Annotated in this window: 24 protein-coding genes and 1 pseudogene; 7 read left to right on the forward strand and 18 right to left on the reverse strand. The window is 69.1% G+C overall.

Annotated features, from left to right (window positions below; genetic code table 11):
* Positions 1-471 precede the first annotated feature (471 nt).
* The 10 genes and pseudogenes from ABD810_RS06570 to ABD810_RS06610 all read right to left on the reverse strand — a co-directional run bounded on the left by ABD810_RS06570 (position 472) and on the right by ABD810_RS06610 (position 9884).
* Positions 472-1491: a 2-hydroxyacid dehydrogenase gene (locus ABD810_RS06570; protein WP_344935577.1), complete on the reverse strand. Its 1020-nt coding sequence runs from the start codon at positions 1489-1491 to the stop codon at positions 472-474.
* Positions 1488-2102 (reverse strand): histidine phosphatase family protein, encoded by a 615-nt coding sequence (locus tag ABD810_RS06575; RefSeq protein ID WP_344935579.1) that lies wholly within the window; start codon positions 2100-2102, stop codon positions 1488-1490. The genes ABD810_RS06570 and ABD810_RS06575 overlap by 4 nt, the downstream gene beginning before the upstream one ends.
* Positions 2102-3571 (reverse strand): FGGY-family carbohydrate kinase, encoded by a 1470-nt coding sequence (locus ABD810_RS06580; RefSeq protein ID WP_344935581.1) that lies wholly within the window; start codon positions 3569-3571, stop codon positions 2102-2104. Before ABD810_RS06580 ends, ABD810_RS06575 begins: the two co-directional genes overlap by 1 nt.
* On the reverse strand, positions 3568-5043 hold the full coding sequence (locus ABD810_RS06585; protein ID WP_344935583.1) for an FGGY family carbohydrate kinase: 1476 nt from the start codon (positions 5041-5043) through the stop codon (positions 3568-3570). The genes ABD810_RS06580 and ABD810_RS06585 overlap by 4 nt, the downstream gene beginning before the upstream one ends.
* Positions 5043-6278, reverse strand: a complete 1236-nt coding sequence (locus ABD810_RS06590) for a sugar ABC transporter permease (RefSeq protein ID WP_344935586.1) — start codon at positions 6276-6278, stop codon at positions 5043-5045. Before ABD810_RS06590 ends, ABD810_RS06585 begins: the two co-directional genes overlap by 1 nt.
* Positions 6275-7066, reverse strand: coding sequence for an ATP-binding cassette domain-containing protein (locus ABD810_RS06595; RefSeq protein ID WP_344935589.1), 792 nt, complete (start codon positions 7064-7066; stop codon positions 6275-6277). Before ABD810_RS06595 ends, ABD810_RS06590 begins: the two co-directional genes overlap by 4 nt.
* Before the next feature lie 16 nt (positions 7067-7082).
* Complete coding sequence (locus tag ABD810_RS06600; protein WP_344935591.1) at positions 7083-8165, reverse strand: ABC transporter substrate-binding protein; 1083 nt, start codon at positions 8163-8165, stop codon at positions 7083-7085.
* Between the two features lie 194 nt (positions 8166-8359).
* Positions 8360-9319: a sugar-binding transcriptional regulator gene (locus ABD810_RS06605; RefSeq protein WP_344935593.1), complete on the reverse strand. Its 960-nt coding sequence runs from the start codon at positions 9317-9319 to the stop codon at positions 8360-8362.
* 138 nt (positions 9320-9457) lie between these two features.
* Positions 9458-9595, reverse strand: a pseudogene (locus ABD810_RS40965) (IS3 family transposase); the annotation flags it as partial.
* A 46-nt stretch (positions 9596-9641) separates the two neighbouring features.
* Entirely contained in the window at positions 9642-9884 is a 243-nt protein-coding gene (locus tag ABD810_RS06610) for a hypothetical protein (protein ID WP_344935595.1), read from the reverse strand.
* Between the two features lie 140 nt (positions 9885-10024).
* Between ABD810_RS06610 and ABD810_RS06615 the strand changes: the two genes are divergently transcribed.
* The 3 genes from ABD810_RS06615 (at position 10025) to ABD810_RS06625 (ending at position 11412) form a co-directional block, all read left to right on the forward strand.
* Complete coding sequence (locus tag ABD810_RS06615) at positions 10025-10318, forward strand: DUF6247 family protein (RefSeq protein WP_344935598.1); 294 nt, start codon at positions 10025-10027, stop codon at positions 10316-10318.
* On the forward strand, positions 10315-10560 hold the full coding sequence (locus ABD810_RS06620) for a hypothetical protein (RefSeq protein WP_344935601.1): 246 nt from the start codon (positions 10315-10317) through the stop codon (positions 10558-10560). The genes ABD810_RS06615 and ABD810_RS06620 overlap by 4 nt, the downstream gene beginning before the upstream one ends.
* Positions 10561-11193: 633 nt before the next feature.
* The gene (locus ABD810_RS06625; RefSeq protein WP_344935603.1) at positions 11194-11412 is read left to right on the forward strand and encodes a hypothetical protein; all 219 of its coding nucleotides are present in this window, start codon (positions 11194-11196) and stop codon (positions 11410-11412) included.
* A 304-nt stretch (positions 11413-11716) separates the two neighbouring features.
* On the opposite strand, the gene ABD810_RS06630 is transcribed toward ABD810_RS06625, so the two are convergent.
* Positions 11717-13357 (reverse strand): PQQ-dependent sugar dehydrogenase, encoded by a 1641-nt coding sequence (locus ABD810_RS06630; protein WP_344935605.1) that lies wholly within the window; start codon positions 13355-13357, stop codon positions 11717-11719.
* Between the two features lie 810 nt (positions 13358-14167).
* Here ABD810_RS06630 and ABD810_RS06635 point away from each other — a divergent pair.
* Positions 14168-14701 (forward strand): flavoprotein, encoded by a 534-nt coding sequence (locus ABD810_RS06635; RefSeq protein WP_344935607.1) that lies wholly within the window; start codon positions 14168-14170, stop codon positions 14699-14701.
* Positions 14702-14824: 123 nt separating this feature from the next.
* Here ABD810_RS06635 and ABD810_RS06640 read toward each other — a convergent pair whose 3' ends face one another.
* From ABD810_RS06640 to ABD810_RS06665, 6 genes are all read right to left on the reverse strand, one after another.
* Entirely contained in the window at positions 14825-15796 is a 972-nt protein-coding gene (locus ABD810_RS06640; protein WP_344935609.1) for an NAD(P)-dependent alcohol dehydrogenase, read from the reverse strand.
* 66 nt (positions 15797-15862) lie between these two features.
* Positions 15863-16561: a class I SAM-dependent methyltransferase gene (locus ABD810_RS06645; protein WP_344935611.1), complete on the reverse strand. Its 699-nt coding sequence runs from the start codon at positions 16559-16561 to the stop codon at positions 15863-15865.
* A 191-nt stretch (positions 16562-16752) separates the two neighbouring features.
* Positions 16753-17388, reverse strand: coding sequence for a response regulator (locus ABD810_RS06650; protein WP_344935613.1), 636 nt, complete (start codon positions 17386-17388; stop codon positions 16753-16755).
* 3 nt (positions 17389-17391) lie between these two features.
* Positions 17392-18720 (reverse strand): sensor histidine kinase, encoded by a 1329-nt coding sequence (locus ABD810_RS06655; RefSeq protein ID WP_344935615.1) that lies wholly within the window; start codon positions 18718-18720, stop codon positions 17392-17394.
* Entirely contained in the window at positions 18717-19439 is a 723-nt protein-coding gene (locus ABD810_RS06660; protein ID WP_344935617.1) for an ABC transporter permease, read from the reverse strand. Before ABD810_RS06660 ends, ABD810_RS06655 begins: the two co-directional genes overlap by 4 nt.
* 91 nt (positions 19440-19530) lie before the next feature.
* Positions 19531-20247: an ABC transporter ATP-binding protein gene (locus ABD810_RS06665; protein WP_344935620.1), complete on the reverse strand. Its 717-nt coding sequence runs from the start codon at positions 20245-20247 to the stop codon at positions 19531-19533.
* A gap of 16 nt (positions 20248-20263) precedes the next feature.
* On the opposite strand from ABD810_RS06665, the gene ABD810_RS06670 reads away from it, so the two are divergent.
* Positions 20264-20554: a hypothetical protein gene (locus tag ABD810_RS06670; RefSeq protein WP_344935623.1), complete on the forward strand. Its 291-nt coding sequence runs from the start codon at positions 20264-20266 to the stop codon at positions 20552-20554.
* A gap of 12 nt (positions 20555-20566) precedes the next feature.
* On the forward strand, positions 20567-21646 hold the full coding sequence (locus tag ABD810_RS06675; protein WP_344935625.1) for a DUF3800 domain-containing protein: 1080 nt from the start codon (positions 20567-20569) through the stop codon (positions 21644-21646).
* A 76-nt stretch (positions 21647-21722) separates the two neighbouring features.
* Here ABD810_RS06675 and ABD810_RS06680 read toward each other — a convergent pair whose 3' ends face one another.
* Complete coding sequence (locus ABD810_RS06680) at positions 21723-22724, reverse strand: acetamidase/formamidase family protein (protein WP_344935627.1); 1002 nt, start codon at positions 22722-22724, stop codon at positions 21723-21725.
* Between the two features lie 223 nt (positions 22725-22947).
* On the opposite strand from ABD810_RS06680, the gene ABD810_RS06685 reads away from it, so the two are divergent.
* On the forward strand, positions 22948-25291 hold a 2344-nt coding region (locus ABD810_RS06685; protein ID WP_344935629.1), incomplete at its 3' end, for an ATP-binding protein.

Consider the following 25291-nt stretch of genomic DNA (forward strand, 5'->3'; position numbering starts at 1 on the left):
CGAGAACGGTCGGTCGTGGCCAGCCGGGCGCGCCGCGCAGCAGGTCGGGGGAGTGGTGAGGGGATCTTGGCTCCTTACAAGCGAGGGGTCGCTGGTTCGAACCCAGTAGCGCGCACCAGCAAAGCGGTACCCGATGGAGGTCTTCCTCGGCCTGTTCGGCATCCCCAAGGAGCTCGGCGACCAGGGGCTGCAGTGGGTGCGCACCATCGTCAGCTGGCTCGGATCGCCGATGAGCGAGCAGTTCCCCGGCCCGGGCCAACAGGCTTTCGCGGAGCTCAGCGCACCAGGCGACTGGTCGAACCCGGGTGCCGGGTTCTACGGTACCCGGGCCCGCCGTAGTAGACGCGGACCATCACAGGCAGGCACCTCGCCGACGGCTACCGGTACCCCAGTGTGGTGGAGGGCGGTGCGTGCGACGGCCAGGTGGGCGGTGTCCCGAGATGGGTGAAGGGGAGAGCGGAAGCCCGAGGGTCAGGGCGTGGCGAGGGCGGGGTTGGCGCAGTGGGCGAGGGGTTCGCCTCGGACGTAGCGGGCCACGTCCGCCGCGACGATCCCCGCCGCCTTGACTGCCGTCTCCTTGCTGGCCCCGGCCAGGTGCGGAGTCATCACCAGGTTGGGCGTCGTGAGCAGGCGGGACCCGGCAGGGATGGGCTCCTCGGGGAAGACGTCCAGGGCAGCGCCGAACAGGTGGCCGGAATCCAAGGCGGCGCACAAGGCGTCGTAGTCCAGCAACGAGCCCCTCGCGCAGTTGACCAGCACCGATCCGGCAGGCATCAGGGCGATCTGGGCGGCGCCGATCATGCGGGTGGTCTCGGGGGTGGCCCGGGCGTGAAGGGAGAGGAAGCGGGAGCGGGCCAGCAGTTCATCGAGCCCTACCTGGCCGGGGATGTCGACGTAGGGGTCGAAGACGAGCACTTCGGCGCCGAAGCCCTCGAGCATGCGGGCCACTCGCCTGCCGATCGCCCCGTAGCCCACCAGGCCGACCGTGCTGCCTTCGAGCTCGGGGCCGACCTTGTCGTACATGTAGTAGTCGCCCCGCCACACACCCCCGGCCAGGTCGGCGTGGGTCTGCGGGATGCGGCGGGTGGCGGCGAGGAGCATGGCCAGCGTGTGTTCGGCGGTGGCGACCGCGTTGCGGCCCGGCGCGAAGGTGACGGCGACCCCAGCCTTGGTGGCCGCCTCCAGGTTGGCGTTGACCGGGCCGCCGCGGCTGACGCAGAAGAGCTTCAGGTCGGGGCAGGCGTCCAGGACGCGCCGCGTCAGCGGGGCCATCTGGGTGACGCAGATCTCGACACCCTTCAGCGCCTCGATCAGCTCCGCTTCCACGTCGGACGCCTCGTCGACCTCGCCCACCCGGCCGAACGGCACCGTCGGCCATGGCAGCGTGAGCTCGCGGATGTCGACGTCACCGGGAACCTCGCGCCTGAGCGCGTCGACGAGCAGGCGGTTCTCGACGAAGTGGTCGCCGGCGGCGAGGATTCGGGTGGTCAACGAACTGCTCCAATCGGGGAGTTCAACTGCAGGATCGCGACCTGCCCGTCCCGGAGCCGGAGCTCGGTGACGGCGCAGTTGTCCAGGCGCGGGAAGAGCCGCCGGTACGAGCCGAGCGGCACCCCGATGAGCCGGCACAGGGCGAGCCTGATGGCGGTCGTGTGGGCGACCACCAGCACCCGCCCATCGGGATGGGCGGTGGAGATGTCGTGCAGGGCGGTGACGAAACGGGTGGCGGCCTGGTGCGGGTCCTCTCCTCCGGGCAACGGGTGGGCGGCGGGGTCGGCTTCGAAGGCCGCGCGGGCCTCGGGGAAGCGTTCGTGCATCTCGCAGGAGGTCAGCCCGTCGCCTTGGCCGAAGTCGAGTTCGCGCAGGCGGTCGTCCACCCGCAGCTCGACGTCCGCCTCGCGAGCGCTGGCCGAGGCGGTGATCCTGGCCCGGCTCAGCGTGGACGCCCAGACGGCGGACAGCCCGGCGGAGGCGGACCACGTGGCGAGCTGCGCGGCCTGGGCGTGCCCGCGCGGGGTCAGCTCGATGTCGCTGAGCCCGGCGTAACGGTTCTCGGCGTGCCAGACGGTCTCGCCGTGGCGCACCAGCACTAGCTGAGTCATCACGCGGTCCTCTCGCGGGCGTGGGCGGCGGCGGGCGAAGGGAGCCAGCCGCGGCTTTCCAGTTCGTCGACGAAGCGCAGGTAGTGCTCTTGCAGGACGGTCCCGCCCGGCTGGACGATCTCGCGCGTGCGGACCATCTCCTCCGTCGCGGCGTGCCCCGCGGCGAGTACGGCCATGCCGAGCGCGGGTTCGGCGTTCTCGCGCAAGGTCACGGGCCGCCCGAGGACGTCGGCCCTGACCTGGTTCCAGTAGGTGCTCTTGGTCGCCCCGCCGGTCAGGATGACCTCGCCGTCCACCGGGGCGCCGAGCAGGTCGAGGTAGTCGAAGCAGAGCCGTTCGATGTACGCCGCGCCACGCAGGATCGCGGCGTAGCGATCGACGTCGTCCGCGACGTGACCGAGCGTGAAGCCCTCCGCCCGCGGAGCGTTGAACGGAAACCGCTCGCCCGGCGAGACCAGCGGGTACGTGGTGGCGGCGAGTCCAGGCCCGGAGCAGCCGGCCTGCCCGTGGTGGCCGGGCCCGAAGCGGTCGGCGGCCTGCTCGCTGAGCGCGTCGAGGTCGCGGCCGGCGAGCTCGCGCGCCAGCACCCCCGCGCCTGTGCTCGACGCGCCTCCCGGCAGCCACGAGCCGTCCGGAGCCCGATGCGAGTACACGACGCCCAGCGGGTCGTGGATGAGCTCCCGGGTGACGCCCTTGAGCACGAGCGTGGTGCCCATCACGGAGTTCCAGCTGCCGACGTCCAGAGCGCCCGCGCCCAGCTGCGCCGCGCACCCGTCCGTGGTCCCGGCGATCACCGGCGTGCCCGGGGGGATGCCGGTGGCCTCGGCGGCCTCGGCACAGACCTCGCCGAGCAGGCTGCCGGGCCGTACCACCTCAGGTAGCACGGTGGCGGGAACCCTCAATGCGTCGAGGACCTCGGATGGCCAGGACTCGTCGATCAGGTGCACGCCCGTCTTCAACGCGTTGCTCAGGTCGGTCGCGACCTCCCGTCCCACCAGGCGGCGGTTGACGAAGTCGCTTTGGTGCGCCAGCCGCGCCCCCGCCGGAGCATCACGCAGCAGCCACAGCAGCTTGGGCAGCGCCCAGTTGGCCTGCATGCGCCGGTAGCCGAGCTGCTCCCACACGTGCGCGCCGACCGAGTTGACCCGGTCGACCTCGCTCGCGGCCCGCCTGTCGTCGTACATCAGCCCGGGCGTGAGCGGCCGCCCGTCGCGGTCGGCGAGCAGGACCGTTCCAGATGTCGCGTCCACGGCCATGCCCTTGACGCGGCCGGGCGACACGTCGCGGAGCGCCTCGCGGGTGGCCGCGGCGAGCTGGCGCCACCACTGCTCGGGGTCCTGCTCGTGCCGGGGCCCGTCGCGGTGGCTGGTCAGTGCCCTGCCGGCCGCGCCGAGCACCTGCCCGCTCCCGGTGACGGCCATCGCGCGCACGCTCTGCGTGCCCAGGTCGATGCCGATCCACACGCTCACGTACGGCTCCGCATCTGCGCGAGCAGCGGCCAGGACTGGGCGCTGGTCGCGCGCAGAGCGAGGAAGTCCTGATAGATCGTGGCGTATGGACCGGGCTCCGGCTGTACGGCGTCGCGCAGCCGTACGAACCGCGTGGCCGCGGCCTCGATGCCGGAGGCGGCGCCCGTCGCGACCAGGCCCATGAGGAAGGCGCCTCTGGCGCCGACCTCGGCGTCGCTCGGGCGGGACACGGGCAGGCCGGTGACGTCGGCGATCATCTGCAGCCAGAGGGCGCTCGCCGAGCCGCCGCCGCACACCCGCAGGTCTCGGGGGGCAGGCCCGGAGGCGGCCAGGCAGTCCTGGATGACGAGCGTGAGCCCCTCGAACACGGCGCGGGCGACATGCTCGCGGCCGTGGTCGAACGACATGCCCAGGAAGGTGCCCCTGGCGAGCGGGTCCAAGAAGGGCGCGCGCTCTCCGGCCGGTGAGAAGTAGGGAAGGAACGCCAGCCCGGCCGCGCCCGGTGGGCCCGACGCGGCCAGCTCGCCGAGCGCGGCGGGGTGGGGCAGGCCGAGCAGGCGGCAGGCCCAGTGGAGGACCTCGACTCCGGCGAAGGTGGGGAAGGCCCGCAGGTAGCCGCCGGGGACCGCGATCGTGATGCCCACGGCGTGGCCGTCGAGGTCGGGCTCGTCGATGATGGTCTCGGTGCAGAGCGTGGTGCCGAGGATGGTGCACGCCTGGCCGGTTTGCACGGCGCCCGCGCCTATCGCGGTCGAGGTGATGTCGTAGGGCGCCATCACGACCGGTGTTCCGGCGGGCAGGCCGAACAGCTCGGCGGCCTTCGTGGTCAGCTCGGCGACGCGGCGCGAGTCGTCGCGCAGCTCGGGCAGCAACCGCGAGGCCCATTCGAGGCCGAACATGGTCATGAGCTCGGGGGAGTAGGCGCGGGCGCGGAGGTCCATGAACGGGGCCGAGGCGTCGGACTCGTCTGTGGCGATCACGCCGGTCATCCGGGAGAAGATCCATCCACCGCAGGACAGGCTGGTGGCGGAGCGGTCGAGCCGCTCGGGGTCGTGCTCCTTCAGCCACGCGAGAATCGCGTGTGGCAGTCCCGAGGCGGAGGAGGAGCCGTTGAGCCGGAAGGCGCGCTCGGCCACCCCGGAGCGGGTCCAGGCGTCCACCGCGGCGGTGGCCCGGCCGTCGTTCCACAGGATCGCGGGCCCGGTGGGCTCGCCTGACCGGTCGACCAGCCAGACGCCGTCACCCTGCGCGGTGATCGCGAGGAAGTCCACCGCGCCTTCGATCCTGGACACGATGTCCCGCACCGTGTGTACGACCGCGTCCCAGACCGCTTCCATGTCCTGCTCGGCCCGGCCGGGCGCGGGCCGGGACACGCTGGTCTCGTGTCTGGCGACCGCGACCTCCGCACCACCCTCGTCGTAGCCGACCGCCTTGATCACCGTGGTGCCGGCGTCGACGCAGATGACCGCCATCAGGCCCTCCCGTGAGAGGTCCGCGACTTGCGCGCGACCGAGTCGACGACCACGGCGAGCAGCAGGACGGCGCCCGTCACCACGAACCGGATGGACGAGTCGAGGTTCAGCAGCGTCAGGCCGCTGGAGATCGACTGAATGACGATGATGCCGAGCAGCGCGCCGAACGCCGTGCCACGCCCGCCGAACAGGCTCGTCCCGCCGATCACAGCCGCGGCGATGGCGTTGAGGTTGACGTCGCCCGCGCCGCTGCTCTGGTTGGCCGCGGCCAACCGGGCGGCGGCGAGGATACCGCCCACCGTGGCGAAGGTGGAGCAGAGTACGAACACCGAAGTGTAGACAGCTTTGACGTTGATGCCCGCCCGCCGCGCCGCCTCCACGTTGCCGCCGACGGCGTAGACGGCCCTGCCCCACTTGGTGCGGGACAGCAGGTAGTGCATGACCAGCACCAGCGCGACGAAGAAGACGAACATCCAGCCCACGCCGCGCGTCTGCCCGAGGTACCAGACCACGAACGTCAGCACGACCAACAGCGCTACGCTCCTGACCACCAGCATGGACAGGGTCCTGGCCGACAGTCCCGCCCTGCGGCGTTCCTGCGCGTGGAGGTAGCCGCTGGCGAACAGCCCGGCGGCCGCGATCACCGCGAACGTGTACGACAGCCACGGCGGCACGAAGTCCAGCTGCGCGAAGTTCACCAGACCGGAGTCGAACGGCAGGTTGATCGACCCCTTGGTGCCCAGCACGTACAACTGCAGCCCCAGAAAGGCCAGCAACCCGGCCAGCGTGATGACGAAACTCGGCACCCCGAACCGGTTGAACAGCTGTGCGTACACCCAGCCGATCACCGCGCCCATGATGACCGCGGCCAGGATCGCCAGCCAGACCGGCAGCCCCTCACTGACGAACAGCACCGCCAGCACCGCTCCCGACAGCCCGCTGACCGAGCCCACCGACAGGTCGATCTGCCCCACCAGCAGCACGCATACGATGCCGAGCGCGATGATGCCGACCGCTGCCGACTCCATGGTGAGGTTCACCAGATTGGTGCTGGACAGGAAGATCGGGTTGAGGATCTGCAACACGGTCCAGATCACGATGAGGCCGACCACGACGGGGATCACGCCGAGGTCGCCGCCGCGGGCCCGCTCGACCACGTCGGCGACCGCGCCGCGCAACCCCTCACGGCTCTGCAGCCGCTCGTCCTGGCGATCGGTGGTGACCGTGCTGTTCACGAGGAGAGCCCTTCGTTGCGGCGTGCCCGGCGCTGGGAGACCACGTTGTCGCTGGCACCGGTGATGGCGGCGATGATGTCCTCGGTGGAGACCCCGCCCACATCGAACACCCCGTTGTTGCGGCCGAGCCTGAGCACGGCCACAGTGTCGGCCACAGCCTTCACGTCCGCCATGTTGTGGCTGATCATGATGACGCCCAGGCCGTTCTCGCGGAGCCGTTCGACCAGGTTGAGCACCTCCGCCGTCTGGGCGACGCCCAGGGCGGCGGTCGGCTCGTCGAGGATGATGACCTTCGGGTCGCCGAGCAGTGACCTGGCGATGGCGACGGTCTGCCGCTGGCCGCCGGAGAGCGACGCCACCGGCACGCGCACGCTGGGGATCTTCGCCGAGAGCTGGCGGAGCAACTCCCAAGAGCGCGTCTCCATGGCCACGTCGTTCAGCCGGAGCGGGCGAACCTCCTGGCCCAGGAACAGGTTCTGGATCACGTTGAGGTTCTCGCACAGCGCGAGGTCCTGGAAGACGGTGGCGATGCCGAGCTTGTGAGCCGCCGCCGGAGTCGGGACGTCGACCACCTTCGACTCGAAGGTGATCGTGCCCGAGTCCGGCGGGTGCACACCCGAAAGGATCTTGACCAGCGTCGACTTGCCGGCGCCGTTGTCCCCGACGACGGCCACGACCTGCCCTGCCGCCACATCGAGGTCGATGTCGGTGAGTGCGGCGACCGCACCGAAGGTCTTGCTGATCCCGCGCAGGGACAGGACGCTGTCTGCTTGCTGGGTGGGGGACAAGGAGACTCCTGGAGATCTACTTGATGCCGAGCTCGGCGCAGCCCTTGGTGTACTCGCCCGTACACACCTCGGACGCCTTCATGATCCCGCTCTGGAACAGCACCTCGTTGATGTTCTCCTTGGTCACGACCGTGGGGACGAACAGCTCTGACGGTGTGTTGTAGAGCGTGGTCTTGCCCGCGGGCTTCTTGCCCTGCATGAACTGGTAGGCCACGTCGGCCGATGCCTCGGCCACGATCTTGATCGGCTTGGAGATCGTGTTGTACTGGTCACCCGCGATGATGCGCTGGGCAGCGGCGAGCTCCGCGTCGTTGCCCGTCACCGGCGGCACCTTAACGCCCGCCGCCTTGAACGCGGCGATCGAGCCGCCGCCAGTGCCGTCGTTGGCCGCCACCACGCCCACGATCTGGTCGCGGAACTGGGTGATCTGGCCGCTGACCCAGGTCTGAGCCTTCTCCGGCTGCCAGTCGGGGGTGTCGTACTCGGCGAGCAGCTTGAAGCCGCTCGGGTCGACCGCGCTGTGGATGCCCTTCTTGATCAGGCCGGCGGCGGCGTCCGTGGGGGAGCCGTTGACCTGCAGGATCCCGCCCTCGGCCTTCTCCTCCTTGAGGTGATCGACCAAGGACTGGGCGATCATGGTGCCGATCTTCTCGTTGTCGAACGAGATGTAGTAGTCGGCGGGCGTGGCCGGGATCGGCCGGTCGTAGGCGATGACCGGAACCTTCTGCGCCTGCGCCGACTTGACGATGGTGGCCGCGGCGGCGGAGTCGACGGGGTCGATGACGATGGCCTTGACCCCCTGCGCCAGTGCCGAGTTGGCCTGCTGCTGCTGCTTGGCGGCGTCGGAGTCGGCGTTCTGGTAGATGACCGTGCAGCCTGGGCAGAGCTGCTTCATCTTGGCCTCGAACAGTGGCTTGTCGGCCAGCTCGTACCTGGTCGACGCGAGGTCGGGCATGAGGAAGGCCACCTTGGCGCTCTCCGTGCCACCGCCGGACCCAGCGTCCCCGCCGGTGGAGCCGGAGCCGCAGGCGGTGAGTGCCACGCTTGCGATGACCGCCACTGTGGCGAACGCCGAGGTCCGGATCTGAGCTCTGTTCACTGGTTCTTTCCTCACTCGCTACGTCCTCGCGGAGCTGATTGCATCGCATTCCCCCAAGGGCCACGCACGGGCCGCTAACCGGCGGCGATGTGCTGTGGTGCGGCTACGCTAGCGCGGGTCTGGAATAATTGTCCAGCAAAAGTGTTCACGCTCTATAGGTGCGTGTGACCTGCCGTTCAGCTGTCCAGAAGTCGTCAGCGGGCCGCCGCGAGCAGGCTCTCCGCCGTCAGGGCGTCGGTGACCAGCTGGTTGAAGTAGCCGCCCTTGGCCCCGGCGATGATCGACAGGACTTTCTCGGGGCCCACCGCCACCGCGATCGAGACGGGGATACGGCGCAGCTCCTCCAAGCTGGTCGCCACCAGCCGCTCGCTGCCCGGAAAGCCGACGGGCTCGCCGTCCCGGTCGTAGAAGCGCGAGCACACATCGCCCACGGCCTGGCGCAGGCTATCGGCGTGACGGGGTACGAAGGCGGGCACGACCTGCCGCATCAGCGGCGGCGAGCCGACGCCGACGATCGCGCACTTGGCGTGCGCCCACAGGTCCATGACCTTGCGCACCGACGGCTCGTGCTGCAGAGAGTAGAACAGCTCAGGGCCTGGCTGGGCGGGCGCGTAGAGGTAGCTGGGCACGCCCCCGACCCGCTCGGCCAGAAGGCGCGTGGTCTCGTTCGTCTGGAACCAGGGCTGCGGGTCCTCCTGCCCGCCCACAGCCGGTGCGATCGTGACACCTGGGAACTGCCCCAGCCCCTCGCGCGCGCACTCGTAAACCGTGCTGCCGGAGGACACCAGGATGATGTCGCCGGACTTCAGCCCCACAGTGGTCAGCGCCCTGGCCAGGCCGGGAGCCAGCCACGGGCCCAGCGCAGGGCCGCCGACCTTGGGCACCAGATAGACGTGCTGGAGTCCCAAAGCGTCGGCCACCTCGGCAGCCAGGGGGCCGGCCTCGAGCGTCGCGGGCCTGTGCACCTTGATCTCGACGATGCCGTGCCTGCGCGCCTCCGTCAGCAACCGGCTCACGGTGGCCCTGCTCACGCTTAGCCGCTTGGCGATGTCGGCCTGCGTCGCGTCCTCGAGATAGTACTGCGACGCCGCCGCATACATCAGCTCCTGGGGGAACCGGGCCTGTGCCTCCGGTGTGACGTCGGCGGCATTCATGCGCGCGCTCTCCCTAGGTGTGTGAACATGTGTGCTGAACGAATGCACAACGCTATACCTTCGTGCCCTCCGGAGAAAGGCTAGTGTCCCGCGCCGGAAATTCGCCGCCCTCAGAGCGGCGTTGGCTCGGGCCACCCGCCGGCGTCCGCATCGCTCACCCTCACGCTGCAAGACCGCGTGGATGCGAGGAGCGCCGTAGGTGCCACGCGAGTCGTGATGCACCTCGCCGATGCGCTCGAGTAGTTCCAGGTCGCGGACGGTGCGAGGGCCGGGCATGGCGCTGCGCCCGGCGTAGAAGGCGGCACGGGAGACCTCCAGCAGCTCACACGCCCGCTTGACGTTGTGACCGTTCTGCTTCTCCGCCTCGATGAACGGGTGCACGCTCACCGGGTCTCCCGCACGAAGAAGGCCGTCGCCGCTTGAGGATGTCGACGTCCTCGCGCAGCCGACGGTTCTCCCGCCGCAACGCCGCCAGTTCCTCACGCTCGCTGTTGGTCAGCCCGTCACGCTGACCGGTCTCGACCTCGGCCTGGCGGACCCAGTCGCGTACCGCGGTCTCGGTCACCTGGTGACCACTCGCTTATATCCCCGCATGTCGTTCGGCTCGACGGCCCGCAACCACAGTGACCGGGTCGTACGCGCATCCTGGCCTGGGGTCCCTACATAGACTGTGTCTGAGACGAATCGAAGCTGTCGGGAGAGACCGTGACCGCTGCTCAACCCCTCGATCACAACTGGCTCGACCCGGAGGAGATCCTGCGTCGATTGCCAGTTGACCAGCGTGAGCGCTTCGTCCACGAGTACCGCAGTGCGCTCGATGCCGCGCACGAGGTGTGGCGCTACAGACAGCTCCAGGAAGTTCTGCACCTGTGGAACCTTCGCGCTGCGGCGTACGCTCAACCGGACTTCCAGCAGCGTGCCGCAGAGGCCGCCGGGGGAGAACCGGGCTTGTTCGTCTCTGTCGAGCAGATTCCAGGTTGGACCGGGCAGGCCCGTTGAGCTTTCGTGTCGAGCTTCATAAGACAGCTCTTGCTCAACTGCAAGGCCTTCCCAAGCATGCCTTCGACGCGCTGATCGAGTGCATGGCGGATGTTTGCGAGAGGCCATGGGACACCATGGGTGTGCGCCCCGCGGAGCCAGAGTTCCGTCAGGCGATCTTCGGTACCTTTGGATTGGCGTCCTTCTATGTCGATGATCGGGCCGAGGTGATCCGCGTCTATGACGTGACCTGGACCGGCTGACGTGGCGCGGGGGCGATAATCAGGGCGGGCAGTGGATTCGATTTGATCTACGTGCCATGCACGTGCCTGTGTACGTACCACTGGGTGCAGTTCAGCGTGGCAGATGTTCTGGTCAGCACCATGATCAGCGTGCTATTAGGTTCCGCTCGGCATGGTCCGTCGTGGTCGGGACGGGCGCGGCACTGCCGCACGTCACAGGCTCGCCTAGGCGATCATTGCTCCTTACAAACGAGGGGTCACTGGTTCGACCCCAGTAGCGCCCACCAGGTGATTTCATCCCGGCGCAGAGCTGCAGCATGGTCCTCGCCTTCGGCTCGGACTGTGTTTCCCAGGGGGAGCCTCCGGCCCCCCTTCGACCCCCCAATCGAGGGGCAAGCCCCTCGAGCTCCCCGCTATCGCCGCAACATACGGACGGCTATAGAGGATGGATGGACTGACGACACCCACGCCGAGGACCTCGGGGAGCCCCGCACCCTAGAACCCAAGATCACGAATGCGGGGCTTTGGTGTTACGAGCCGATCGTCCATGCGCCCTTCTGGGAAGCATGGATCGACGTCATCATTGACGACGCCTGGGAGCCCGATGAACCCGTCAGCCGTCCCGGCGCTAATCGTGTCACCTTCGGATGCCGCGTGGGCCCGGTCGAAGGCCAGCCCGCTCCCGTCTGCTCCTTGGTCACCGGTGCCGAGGCCGCTCCGGATACGCCCTTCTACGGACGGAAACTGACCCGCGATGAAGCTCTGAGGCATCCCTGGGTGTCCGACTACTGGGAGACCATCGACCACATTCTGGAGAACGACACCACGGTCAAACAGCATCTCTACGGCACGACTGCAGAGAGTGGGGCATAGAAGACCAACTCGCGGTCCCGTCCGCGGATGGAGGGGCTGCGGCTGGAGGTGGTCTTCAGTGCGAGGCCGTTGCCCGCGCCGTCGAGTTGGCGGCGCGGGCGGACGGGTACTGCTTCTTCTTCGCCTTCGGCCTGGCCGTCGCCGATCGAACGCGCCCGTGCCGGCGAGCCGCGCCGCCCCGACCAGATCGGCGATCGTTAGGTGCCGGTCAGCCGCAGCCGGTAGGTGCTGATCAGCCGTCGCCGGTAGGCGCCGGTCAGCCACTGCCAGTAAGTGCCGGTCAGCCGCCGTCAGTTGGTGCCGGTCAGCTGCTGACGGCGCAGGTGTCTCCGTTGAGGGAGAACCTGGTCGGTAGGGACGCGTCGCCCGTGTGGCTGGCCAGGTAGCCCATGGTGACGCTGCGGCCAGGGGCGATGGAGCCGTTGTGTGCGGCGTTCACCGCGGTGACGACGTTACTGCCCTGGGTGAGGTCGGTGTTCCAGTCCGAGATGACGGTCTGGCCCTGGGACAGGATGAAGACCAGTGTCCAGCCGTCGATCGGCGTGGTGCCGGTGTTGGTGATGGTGAGGTCGACGGTCATTCCGGTACCCCAGGTCCGCTTGGTCAGTTTGATCCCGCAGGTCGGCGCGGCCCGTTCGAACGACACCCGGTGCAGCCCGCCGGGAAGGTCGTTGACGACGTAGAACTCGCCTTCGGGGGTGGCTCCGAACGCGGTGACCTGCGTGGGCATTTCGCCGAGCTCGGCTGAGAGATAGCCGCCCCGGCCGTCCTGGCGCAGCGCCCACACGGTGGAGGAGCAGTAGTCGGTCGCGATGTAGGTTCCCCCGACCAGGTCGGCGAACGCCTCACCGTGGTAGACGAGTCCGCCGATGACCGAGCAGCCGCCGGTGTACGGCGAGTAGGTGAAGACCGGCTTGGTGTACTGGACGCCGGACCGGCACTGGGTCTGGTCGAACACCTCAAGTCCCTCGTAGCAGGACCAGCCGAGATTCACGCCGGCCTGCCGCCCCGCCTTGACGTGGTCGATCTCCTCCCACCTGCCTTGTCCGACGTCGCCGATCCAGATCGAGCCGTCGGCGTGGTCGATGGAGAAGCGCCACGGGTTGCGCAGGCCGTACATCCAGATCTCCCCACGAGCGCCCGCACGACCGACGAACGGATTGTCCGCAGGAATGCAGTAGGCCAGGGAGCCGCATGTCCGGTTCACGTTGATGCGCAGGATCTTGCCCAGCAGGGTGTCCAGGCGCTGCCCGGAGTCCAAGGGGTCTGCGGCGCCGCCGCCATCGCCGATGCTCCAGTACAGGTAGCCGTCGGTGCCGAAGGTGATCTGGCCGCCGTTGTGGTTGTCGAACTCGGCGTGCTCCTGGGAGAGCAGCGGCTCGAGGCGCGCGTCGTCCAGCCTGTATCGGGCCAGGGTGACGGCGCCGTCAGGCAGCGCGGTGTACGCCAGGTACAGGTCCTGGCTCTGCGTGAAGTCGGGCGCGAGGGCGATGCCGAGCAGTCCCCGCTCGTTGCCGGATTCGTCCACCGACGCCGTGATGTCGATGATCGGGCTCGGTGCGAGACCGGTGTCCGGGTGGTAGACACGCACGGTGCCGCGCTTCTCGACGATGAACAGCCTGTTCGTCCCGTCGTCGGGTGCGGCGATGGCGACGGGGCGTCGCAACCCGGAGGCGACCTGGGTGGTGGTCGCGTTGATCTCTTCCAGCGGCACTGTGGCGGCCGCCGGTCGCCGCGCGCTGCTGCCGGCGACGGACGAAGACGCGGACGCGACGGACGAGGACGCGGCCGTGACGGACGAGGACGCGGCCGTGACGGATGAGGACGCGGCCGTGACGGATGAGGACGTCGCCGCGGCGGCCGGTGGGGTGAGTGCGGTCATGGGGGCGAGCAGTGGCAGGGACAAGGCGAGCAACGCGGGGGCTGCCCAGCGTTTTCCTGGCATGTCGGGCTCCAGAGGCGGGCTTCGTCGGGGTCCGGAGGACGGAGGTTCCCCGGGACGGAGCGCGTCCGGGCTCGCAACACGCCCGGCCCGGCCGCATCCCACCCCGAAGCGAGCGGAGTACGACACCCGACCAAGCAGGTTCCGTGCTCTGACGTGCCCGACCGGACGGTATCGGCTCGCCCGCCGTCACAACCAGGCCCGTGACCCGTCCTGGGAGGCGGCACCAGGCCGTAGTGGTCACCTTCTTCCCCTCTGACCAGGGGCGATACGAGAGCCCTCCGGCGAGGCCCGCCACCGGCCGCATGAAACGTACATCGGATCCGGCTGGGCAGGCGCTGCGCATCGGTCAGGTCCGAAGGGTGATGCAACGCGACCTCGGCAGCTGTAAAGCCCGCATAGCCTCCAGCGGGTGATGGGCCTCGCCTTCGGCTCGGGCTGTGTTCCCAGGGGAAGCCTCCGGCCCCTTCGACCCCCCAATCGAGTCGAGCTCCCCGCTTCGCCTCAGGTTCCACTCGTCACGTTGAGAGCCACGACCAGGGCGATCACCAGCGACTACGCCAGATGAATCGACATCGACGCCTTACCGATCAACGAACATAAATCACCTGCTAACTCGGTGCCGCGCGTGCGTTCCTCGCCTGGAACGAGCACGAGCGAGCCCTCTACGTGTTGCGAGTCACCGGCGAGGTCGCCCCGGGGAGGTCATCGCACGCCCTGTTACTCTGCGCTGGTCCGCGACCTACACGCGACCACGCCGATCACCATTCGGCGCGTGGCGAACGAATATGCCCCAATCGTCGGAGTCTCCGTGTGAGCAAGGTTCTTTACATCATCGTGTGCGCCGCAGCCCCCGCCGCAGATGCCGGCAAGGTCGTCACCCTGGCCCAAGACGCCGGCTGGACCGTCCAGATCATCGCCACCCCACCCGCCATGGACTTCATCGACGTATCGGCGGTGGAAATGCAGACCGGACGCCCCGTCCGCAGCCGGTACCGCAAGCCGGATGAGCCGAAGTCGCCCAGAGCAGACGCCATCATCGTGGCCCCCGCCACCTACAACACCATCAACAAGTTCGCCCAAGGCATCGCCGACACCTACGCCCTCGGCCTGCTCGCCGAAGCCCCCGGACTCGGCATCCCCGTCGTGGTCCTCCCCTTCGTCAACACCGCCCTGGCCGGCCGGGCACCCTTCCGCCGCAGCGTCGACCACCTACGCGCCGAAGGCGTCCACGTCCTCATCGGCCCCGGACAGTTCGAGCCCCACACCCCCAGCTCCGGAGCCGACCACACCGACACCTACCCCTGGCATCTGGCCCTGCGCCCCCTCACAACGACGGCCCTCTGACGGCGGGTCTTGCCTACTCTTGTCCTCCTCGAGGGAACGTCCCGGTCAACCTGAAGCCTGACTGTGCGCCTCCGGTGGCGGCGAGATCGTGTCATGCACCCCGGGGACTCGTGGCGTGCTGGTCTAGTTCTGGGGCCTGATGCTGAGCACGACGTTTCCTGTTTTCTGGCCGGTCTCTACGTAGTGATATGCCTCGACGATCTCGTCCAATGGATAGCGTCGGTCGATTACCGGTTTGAAGTCTCCGGACTCGATCAGTTCCGCGAAATAGCGCGCCGTCGCCTGGTCTTCTCGTGGGAGGGGGAACCTGACCTTCTTGCCGCCGAGCAGCGGAGTGGTGAGTGCCAAGAACGGGTTTTGCCACAGGCGGCCCACGTCCGACGCGATATAGATGCCGCGAGGTTTCAGCAGTCGCCTGCATCGGCCGAACGAACTCTTGCCGACCGCATCGATGACGACGTCGTATTTCTGCTCGTCCTTCGTGAAGTCCTCGGCCGTGTAGTCGATGACCCGGTCGGCACCCAGACTTCTGACCAACTCCAGGTTCTTGGTATCGCAGACGGCGGTCACGCCGGCGCCGAGAGTCCTCAAGAGCTGGACCGCCGCCGAGCCGATGGCCCCCGTCGCTCCGTAGACGAGGACGTCCTGCCCGGTTTCGACCTTCGCCGTCCTGATCAGCGTGAGGGCGTAGTGCGAACCCTCGGTGCTGGGCGCGGCCTCCTCGTAGGTCAGGCCCGCCGGAATGATCGCGAGCATCCGGTCCTCAGCGATCGGCATGTATTCGGCGTGGGCACCGAACGTGGCGTCGTTGTATCCGAACACCCTGTCGCCGACCTTGAAGGACGTGACGCCGCCGCCTACCGCCGCTACTTCCCCCGCGAACTCGTTGCCCAGGATCGTCACCTTCGGCCTGACCAGCCCGGTGAACAACCTGTAGATGAACGGCTTGGCCGCCCGTAGCCCGCAGTCGGTGCGATTTACCGTCGCCGCATGGACCTTGACGAGCAGTTCGTTGTCCTTGACCGCCGGTTTTTCCACCTCTAAGACACGAACCACTTGCGGCGGGCCATAAGTGGTGCGGACTGCGGCTTTCATTGCTCAATTGTAGCCACCATACGGGAATCTGCTTTTGTAGCCTTTCCGCAGGACTGCGGGACGCGGTCAGGCGCCTGCCGGACGGCGGAACAGCGCGGCCAAGAGGAAGGGGACACCGAAGGCGGGTGCGTTCGGCGGCTGCTCCTCCATCATGCGCATCTCGACCTCGGTGAAGTCGGAGAAGATCCACCGCAGTGCGTCGGGGCTGTACGCCAGCCCTCCGTACAGGCGACCCTCGCGGTAGAACTCCTCGTCAGGCAGCTCGGAGCCCATGGCGCCCGCGGCGAAGCAGGTGAGAGCGAGGTGGCCGCCGGGGACGAGCACCCGGGAGAGCAGGGCGCGGTAGCTCACCCGGCGGTGCGGCGGCAGGTGGTGCAGGCAGCCGGAGTCATAGACCAGGTCGTACCGGCCGGGCGTCAACTCGGCGGTGAAGGCGTCGCCGCAGACGAAGCGGACATCGACCTCCGCCTCCCGTGCCCGCTGCTCGGCCCATGCCACGGCGGCGGGGGAGAGATCGACGGCGTCCACCTCGAAGCCGAGTGAGGCCAGGTAGATGGCATTGCGGCCCGGCCCGCAGCCCAGATCGAGAGCACGCCCTGGAGTGAGGAGTCCTCGCTCGACGTAGGACACCAGGCTCTCATCCGGCTTGGTCACGAAGAAGGGGACCGGCTTCGAGCGGTCGGCGTAGAAGTCGTCCCACCACGTCGAGGCGTTCGCCGTCCACCGGTCCGCCTCGGATGCGAACAGCCGATCCAGCAGGTCCATGACGTCATCCATGGTCCGGATGGTTCGGTGCACGCAGAATCCCCCCAAATGGCCGTCCCTGGTTCTGTGATCCTATTCGTCGCCGGCGCGTGGGCGCTGTCCGATTCTGCTCCGCCGGGAACCTCTTCTGTACGCCCAGGTGATCCCTGCCGCCACGACCGGCCCCACCATTATGGCGATCAGCCCTTTGGTCAGTCGTTGGTGGCCGGTTTGAGGAGGCTGGTCTCGTATGCCGTCGCGACCGCGGCCGCTCGGTCGTTCACTTGGAGTTTGGCGAAGACGTGCAGCAGGTGCGTCTTCACCGTCGCCTCGGTGATGAAGAGCTTCGCGGCGATCTCACGGTTGGTCGCGCCACGGGCGATGAGCCTGAGCACCTCGAGCTCCCGGGGGCTCAGCGTCCGCTGTTCCGGCGTACGCACCCTGTGCATCAGGACGCCGGTCACCGAGGGGGACAGCACCGTCTCACCACGGGCCGCCGCCTGCACGGCACGCCGCAGATCGGCGCGCGGGGTGTCCTTGAGCAGATAACCGGTGGCGCCCTGCTCGATCGCGGGCAGGACGTCGGCGTCGTCGTCGAAGGTGGTCAGGACGAGCACGCGGATGCCCGGCGTCTGTTCGCGGAGCCGGCGGATGACCTCCCCGCCGCTCATCTTCGGCATGCGCAGGTCCATGAGCACGACATCGGGGTTGGTGCGCAGTGCCACGACGAGCGCTTCGGGCCCGTCGGCGGCCTCGCCGACGACCTCGAACTCGTCGCCGGTGAAGATCCCGCGCAACCCGTCACGGACGACTGGATGGTCGTCCACGATGATCATACGAATCGGCATGTCTTACAACGCGTTTCTGGAGCGGCCGGCTGATCGGGTATCCGAGTCGGTGGGGGTGGTGGGTGGCGGGTCAGTGTCGGCGGTGGAGGCGGGTCGTATATCCGTGTCGGCGGGGGCGGCCGGACGGGAATCCGAGTCGGCGGGGATGGCCGGGACGGTGGCGGAGAGGGCCGTTCCCTGGTCGGGAGCCGTCTCGATGGCGAAGCGGCCGGACAGCCGGGTGACGCGCTGGCGCATCGCGATGAGGCCGAAGCCCTCCGCGTCCGGGGAGCCCGCCGCCTCAGGGGTGAAGCCCTTCCCGTCGTCACGTACGTCCAGCGCCACGACGTCCTCCATGTACGACAGGGTGAGGCCGACCCGGGTGGCCGAGGCATGCTTGCCGACGTTGACCAGCGCCTCCTGCGCCACCCGGAGCAACGTGGTCTCCACCTCCGTGTGCAGCGGCCGAGGGTCGCCGGTGACCGACACCGAGACGCGTGTGCCGGTGGTCCGCGACCAGTTCTTCGTGATGTCGTGAAGGGCGGCGGCGAGCTGCGCCTCGTCCAGCGGCGACGGACGCAACGCCTGAACCGACCGCCGGGCTTCGTTCAGGCTCTCTCTGGCCAAGGTGCGGACCGTGTCCAGGCGCGAGCGAGCGCCGGGAGCCTCGCCGGTCGCCTCGTCCGCGGCTTCCAGCTGGGTGACGATGGCGGTCAGCCCCTGCGCGATGGTGTCGTGGATCTCCCTGGCCATCCGCTGCCGCTCCTCGAGCACGCCGGCCTCACGGGCGCGGGCCAGGAGCCGGGCCTGCAGCGTCGCGTTCTCCTCCGCGAGCGCGGCCAGCTCGGCGCCGGTCTTCCGCAACTGGACGATCATCAGCTTCCGTTGGTCGTTCTGGTGGACGATGGCCTTGTTGATCAGGCCGACGGACGAGGCGACCAGCACCGCGACGAAGAAGGAGTAGACCATCTCGCTCGGCGTCCGTCCGGGCCGGGCGGTGACCAGCACGCCGGCCGTGGCGGTCACCCCCGCGTACCCCCACCACCCGGGCAGTAGGGTGAACGCCTGGATGAACGCTCCCACGCCGGTCACCATGAACAGCGTGTCGATCCTGACCAGTGCCCCGATGACGGCGAGCATCACGATGAAGTAGACGACCAACGCCGCCGGTCGCTCGATCCGCCCAGGGCGGGACATGATCATGAACCAGTGCCAGGCCCCGGCGAGCAACGCCAGCGCCAGGATCTCCGGTCTCCAGTCCCGCAGCAAGGCGAAGACGGCCGGAAGCAGGATGAACAGGTACGGCAGGGCCGGCCAGACCCGGTCCCAGCGCGAGACGTCGGAGGCGGTCACCACCGGAACGCTCTGACGGCGACGCCGCCGGCGATGATGCATATCGCCACCATGACCGCCAGAGTAACCGGGGAGATCGTGTTGCCGGCCCAGCCATCGCGGATCGCCTGGACCGCGGGGGCCATGGGGGTCAGGTCGCCGATGGCACGCATCGAGCCGGACATGGTCTCGCGGGGGATCACGGCACCGGAGAGGAAGCCCATCGGAAAGAAGAGGCTCAGCCCGATCACGGTCGCGGCGCGGCCGCTGGGGACGAGCGCGCCGACGAGGAGCCCGATGGAGCCGAGGCTCAGCGCGCCCAGTATCCATGCCAGGAGCACGCTCGCCGGGTCGGCGGGTGTCGTGAGCCCGTAGACGGTGAGCCCGATGACGATCAACAGCGCCGTCCCGAGCACGGCCAGCAGCATGTGGGCGACCCACTGGGCGCCGAACAGCATGGTGGGGGAGGCGGGAGTGGCGCGCAGCCGCTTCAGCACCCGGCGTTCCCTGTACTGGGCCAGTGTGGCCGGGAGGATGACCAGCGCGGCCAGGCCGATGACGAAGACGCTCAGCATCGGCACCGTGCCGTCGATGGCCGGCAGTCCGCCCGGCAGGGGCTTGCCGCTGCGCATCTTGACGGCCAGCATGATCGCCGGGAAGGCGAGGGCGAAGAACGCCGACATCGGATCGCGGATGATCAGCTTGAGCTCGACCGCGATGACCTGCGTGATGCCTTTCATGCCATGTCCTTTCCTGTCAGCGTGAGGTACGCCGGCGTCGGATTGTGGGTGGTCAGGTGGAGTTCGGCCGCGATGACCTGCGTGATGCCTTTCATGCCATGTCCCTTCCGGTCAGCGTGAAGTACGCGTCGTCCAGGGAAGCCGATCGCCCCTTGGTGATGAGCTCGCCCGGGGTGCCCTCGGCGATGACACGGCCCCGGTCGATGATCGCGAGGCGGTCGCACAGTGCCTCGGCCTCGTCCATGAAGTGGGTGACCAGCACGACGGTGACCCCGCGATCGCGCATGTCGCGGATCAGGCCCCAGGTCATACGGCGCGCGGAAGGGTCGAGGCCCGTGGTGAGCTCGTCGAGGAAGACGACTTCCGGGTTGCCGACCAGGGCCAGCGCGATGAACAGCCGCTGTTTCCAGCCGCCGGACAGGCCGGCGAAGCCGGCGCGCCTCTTGTCCGCCAGCCCCCACTCGTCCATGAGCGCCCGCCAGTCGGCGGGCTTGTCGTAGAAGGAGGCGTACATCCGCAACGCCTCACCGACCTTGATCGCGTCGGGCAGGGCCGCCTCCTGCAGCTGGACACCGATGCGTTGCAGCAGCTCGCGCCGGTCGCTTCCCGGGTCCAGGCCCAGCACCCGCAGGGTGCCGCCGTCCCGGCCGCGCAACCCCGAGGCGCACTCCACAACCGTGGTCTTCCCGGCTCCGTTGGGGCCGGCGATCCCGAAGATCTCGCCGCGCTCGACCCTCAGGGAGACGCCGTCCACCGCCCTGCCGGACTTGTAGCTCTTCCGCAGGCCCTCGATCTCGATGACTGTCATGTTCTGAGGATCATCGGTGGCCGATCCTGCCGATATCCACCGAACGGTTGATGGGGATCAACCGGACCGACCCGGATCGACCCGGATCGACCCGGATCGACCCCGGGGCCTGCCCCTCGCCGCCCGCGACCACCGCGCCGGCGCCTGGTCTCGGGTTGGTCGCGGTCTGCTGGAATGGGCGGTGGTGACTTTACATGGAATATGGCCAAAAATGGAATACGGTGCATCGGCGACGGCCATTCACCGAAAAATCATTATCTTCGACAATGATCTGTTGATATACTCGCCGGTGAACTCCCATCAATGAGGGAACCAGGTAGTGACCGATAATCACCAGGTGCTGTCGCGAGCGGAATCCTCACCGGCCGGCCCGATTCTCGAGATCGCCTGTGACGAGTCCGGTTCCGAGGGCGAGAAGCTCATTGGCGGGAACACCGACGTCTTCGCGCACGCCGGAATTCGGCTGAGCGCCGAAGTGGCGGCGGAGTGCATCCAGGAAATACGCGGAAGAATACGATCTCCGGCGACGGAGTACAAGGCGAACCATCTCCTGCGCGAGAAGCATCGCCCGGTTCTCAAATGGCTGCTCGGGCCGTCGAGCCCGATTCACGGCAACGCGCACGTCTATCTGGCCGACAAGGCGTTCTTCGCCGTCGGCAGGGTCATCGACCTGCTCGTCGGGGAGATCTCCTACACGGCGGGTGCGGGTTCCTACCAGGACCAGCGGTCCAAGGACATGGCCGTCACCCTGTACCGCGAGGGTCAACGCGCGTTCGGGCGCGACCGATGGAACGCTTTTCTGGAGTCGTTCAACGACCTGATGCGCGCCAGAATCCCTGTCGACTCGTTCTTTCATATGGTCGACGCCCTGCGTCTCACGGGCACACCGGGCGAGGTCGACGAGATCCTGCGGCTTCTGGGGCGGGCCAGGCCGCACGCGGACTCTTTCCTGGCGCGGCTCCTCGAAAATCCGAAGACGATTCCGGTACTGGACCCGTTGATCCCGGCCATCGTCCAGGCCGTCGTCCACTGGAGTGAAGGCGGAACGCCCGTTTCGATCGTCCACGACGAGCACTACGCGTTGACGCAAGAGCGTGTCGCCCGGCTCAAGGAAATGGTCGAAACGCCGCACCCCACCGTTCTGCGCTATTCGCCACGAGGCCGGTTGACCAGCCTGCGGCTCGTCGATTCACGCTCGGATCCACGCGTCCAGGTCGCCGACTTCCTCGCCGGGGTAGCGCGAAAGATAGCGTCGGACGAGCTCAACGCCCGAGGCGACGCGGAGCTGGTCGCCCTGCTGCGACCGTATGTGGACGCGTCGTCGATCTGGGGGGACGACCGAAGCTGGTCGCTGCTGGGACCGGCGCCGGTCACCCGGTCGCCGGGACCTGGTGCGTGAACGACGCCGCCCCGGGGCGAGCCGGGTGACGTACGGACCCGGCACCGACGGCCGGACCTGCTCGCCGGCGGGGTCGTCAGGGGAGCAGCGACTTGGCGATGGAGGCGACGATGACCTTGTTGCCGTCCACCGCCTCGGCCACGACGAAGTCGACCGCGATGCTGCACAGCGCGTAGGCGTCGGCCGTCGTCAGCGCGCCTTTGGTCGTCTCGACGAGGTAGGCGACGGCCTCGCGTACGGCGATCTGGAGCGCGACGTCGAGGTCCTCGTCGATTCCCATGCACCAGATGGAGGTGTCGTTCTCCGCGCGCGGGTATCGCAGGCTGACATCCTTGCGCACGATGAACCGGGCGGTCAGCGACATCGAGTGCTCGACGGCGGTCTGGTCGACCTCTCCGTGGCCCTGGGCGCCGTGACTGTCGCCGGTGTAGAACATGCCTCCCGGCTGGAAGACGGGCAGGTACAGCGTCGAACCCGCGGTGAGGTCGCGGAAGTCGAGGTTGCCGCCCCACCTGTCGGGCGGGTTGGCCGACACCAGGCCGGCCGAGGTGGGCGGTGCGACGCCCATGATGCCCATGAACGGCCTGAACGGCACCTTGAAGCCGCCCGCGAACGAGTAGTACTGATCGCCCTCGTCGAGCCGGAGCAAGCGGGTCGACGCCGTGTCCAGTAGATCACCGCAGACGCCGGCGCCCGGGCCGGTGCTGTTCACGCCGTACGCGACCCGCGGCGCGACCTCCATGATCCGGATCTCCAGCACGTCGCCTGGCTCGGCCCCCTCGATGCGGATCGGCCCGGTGAGGATGTGACCGCTGGACCCGGCGGGGCGCGGGTTCTTCGCGACCTCCGCGAGTTCGGGCAGCACCTCTTCCGCGGGCACGCCCAGCGCCTCGAAGTAGGCCACCGGCCCTTCGGGGGCGGACACCCCGAACTGGTTGATCGCGTCGATCCTGACGACGGTGCCGGACTCCACGGTCAGCACGGGCATCCGGTCGGTGGGGAAGTACCCCCAGATCGCGGTCTCCCGCGTGGTCTTCAGCACGGCGCTCGGGGCGTCGGATCGCGGCGAGGATGTCACGGGGGCCGCCTCACTTTCGGACGTCATGGGTGCCGAGGATAGGCCCCGGCGCAAGGCCGGTCCCCGTGGCGCCCGACCGAGAACGGCGCCCCGGCCCCCCTGGCGCCCGATCCGACTTGACCGCTTCCGCAACAAGGCTGTTACGCCCAAGGGTTGACCGTGGCCGGAGGGACGTGGATAACTGTGCCGGGGGGTCCCGCAGCCCATACCTTGGAGTTGTCGAATGCGCAGCGTGCCCTCGCCCGCACTGGTCGGACGCGCCTCTGAGCTTGGGACCCTGATCGACGCGATGACCCGCCCGCCGGCGGTCGTGCTGGTGGAGGGGGAGGCGGGCATCGGCAAGACGCGGCTCGTCCGCGCCGCGCTCGCCCGGGTCCCGTCCGGCGATCGGGCCGTCCTGCTCGGCTACTGCCATCAGCTCCGCGAACCGTTTCCGTACGGGCCGGTCTTCGAGGCGCTGCGCGACATCGGAGGCAGGCTGCCTGCGGCGCAGGCGCTCAACCCGGTCACCGGAGCGCTTCGCGGTTACCTTCCCGAGCTGGCAGGCGGGCTGCCGCCCTCACCGCAGTCGCTCGACGACCCGCGTGCCGAACGGCACCGCATGTTCCGGGCGATCCGCGCGCTGCTGGTGGCCGTCGGACCGGCCGTGCTCGTCATCGAAGACCTGCACTGGGCCGACGACGGCACTCGTGACCTGCTGCGCTTCCTGACCGGCCAGCCGCCTGAAGGGCTGGCGCTGGTCGTGACGTACCGCAGGGAGAACCAGGACGCGGCCCCGTCGCCCCTCGGCCGCGCCTACCGGCACCAGCCGGACACGACGAACGTGATCCTGCCGCTGGCGCCGCTGGACGTGTGCGATGTGGGCAGCCTGGCCGGGGCGCTACTGGACCGATCCGACCTGTCGTCGGGGTTCGTGACCCGGCTGCACGAGCGCACTGCGGGCATCCCGTTCGTGGTGGAGGAGATGGTACGGTCCCTGCCCGGCGCGGAAGGGCCCGACGCGCTCGACCGCGTCGGGGTGCCGTTGCTGCTGCGTGAGGCGATGGCCGAGCGGATGGCCGGCCTGTCCGCGCCGGCGGTGGGGGCGGTGCAGGCGGCGGCGGTGCTGCGGCTTCCCTCCGGGGAGCAGCTCATCACCGCGGTCGGCGGGGACTCCGCCGGGCTGGGGGAGGCACTGCGGGCCGGCGTGCTGCGCGACCACCCCGGCGGCCGGTACGGCTTCCGCCACGCGCTGGCCCAGCAGGCGGTGTACGACGCGATCCCGGGCCCGGAACGCCGGTCGGCGCACGAGCGCGCGATGGCCGCGCTCGGCGCGCTGGATTCGCCGCCGCTGGTGCAACTCGCCTTCCATGCCCGGCAGGCCGGGGACGTGGACGCCTGGCTGCGCCACGGTACGGCCGCGGCGCACCGGGCCGCCGCGCTCGGCGACACCGCACTGGCCGTCGAGGTGATCGAGGGCATGCTCGACGACTCCGACCTGCCGGCCGCGGGCCGTGGCCCGCTCGCGCTGATGCTGAGCCGCTTCGCGGCGATGGGCCTGACCCACCAGCGGGTGGTACGGCTGCTGCGCCACGTCCTGCGCGATGGGTTCCTGTCCCAGGACGCGCGGGGGGAGGTGCGGCTGAACCTGGGGGTCGTGCTGTCCAACCAGGCGGGTGACACCGCCGCGGGCCGACCGGAGATCATGGCCGCCCTCGCGGAGCTGAGCGACCGGCCGACGCTCGCGGCCCGCGGCTGGGCCAGCCTGGCGTTGCCCGAGTGGGGCACCGAGTCGCTGGCGCGGCACCAGGAGTGGATGGCGCGCGCAGAGGCGCTCGTCGCGACCGCCGACAGCCCCGAGCTCGCCGCCGCGGTCCTCGCCAACCGGGCCTCGCTGGAGATGACGATCGGCTCGCCGGACGCGTTCTCCATCGCCGCCACGTTGCCGGCCGCCGACCCGCGTACGGCGGTCCGGCGGGAGGTCGCCCGCGCGTACTGCAACCTGCACGACTCGGCCACCACCCTGGGTCTCTACGCCGCGGCCGGGAACTTCGCCCGGGAGGGACGGCGGCTCGCCGCGGAGACCGGCGCGAAGTACCCCGCCTACCTCCTCGACGTCTCAGAGATCCGCCTGGAGTGGCTGACCGGGCGGTGGCACGGGCTCCGCGACCGGGCGACGGCCCTGGGGGAGCTCGCCACGGAGACGCCGCTGATCGCGGTGGACGTCTGGCTGGTCCTGGGGCTGCTCGCCCTGGCGACCGGCGAATGGGAAGAGGCCGCCGAGCATTTCCACGGCGCGGGGCTGGACGCGCCCGATGCCCGTTACGTCCCGATCGTCGCGGCCGCCGCGGGAGGGCTCATCGACCTGCACCTCGCCCGCGGCGCGCTGGACAACGCGGTCGAGGAGGCCGAGCGCGCGGTGACCCGATTACGCCGGAAAGGCGTGTGGGTGTGGGGAGCGAACCTGGTGCCGTCCGCCGTGACCGCGCTCGCGTGGGCCGGGCGTGCGAAGGCGGCGGGCGAGCTGCTCGCCGAATACGCGAACGGCATCGCGGGCCGGATCGCGCCCGCCGCTCATGCCGCTCTCG

It is taken from the genome of Sphaerisporangium flaviroseum, assembly GCF_039537005.1.
GTDB lineage: Bacteria > Actinomycetota > Actinomycetes > Streptosporangiales > Streptosporangiaceae > Sphaerisporangium > Sphaerisporangium flaviroseum.

What these genes read in the sequence shown, in the direction of transcription:
- ABD810_RS06575 (WP_344935579.1), bottom strand. Translation starts at nt 2,102, where the DNA reads ATGACTCAGCTAGTGCTGGTGCGCCACGGCGAGACCGTCTGGCACGCC.
- ABD810_RS06585 (WP_344935583.1), bottom strand. Translation starts at nt 5,043, where the DNA reads ATGGCGGTCATCTGCGTCGACGCCGGCACCACGGTGATCAAGGCGGTC.
- ABD810_RS06605 (WP_344935593.1), bottom strand. Translation starts at nt 9,319, where the DNA reads ATGAATGCCGCCGACGTCACACCGGAGGCACAGGCCCGGTTCCCCCAG.
- ABD810_RS06630 (WP_344935605.1), bottom strand. Translation starts at nt 13,357, where the DNA reads ATGCCAGGAAAACGCTGGGCAGCCCCCGCGTTGCTCGCCTTGTCCCTG.
- ABD810_RS06640 (WP_344935609.1), bottom strand. Translation starts at nt 15,796, where the DNA reads ATGAAAGCCGCAGTCCGCACCACTTATGGCCCGCCGCAAGTGGTTCGT.
- ABD810_RS06645 (WP_344935611.1), bottom strand. Translation starts at nt 16,561, where the DNA reads ATGGACCTGCTGGATCGGCTGTTCGCATCCGAGGCGGACCGGTGGACG.
- ABD810_RS06650 (WP_344935613.1), bottom strand. Translation starts at nt 17,388, where the DNA reads ATGCCGATTCGTATGATCATCGTGGACGACCATCCAGTCGTCCGTGAC.
- ABD810_RS06660 (WP_344935617.1), bottom strand. Translation starts at nt 19,439, where the DNA reads ATGAAAGGCATCACGCAGGTCATCGCGGTCGAGCTCAAGCTGATCATC.
- ABD810_RS06665 (WP_344935620.1), bottom strand. Translation starts at nt 20,247, where the DNA reads ATGACAGTCATCGAGATCGAGGGCCTGCGGAAGAGCTACAAGTCCGGC.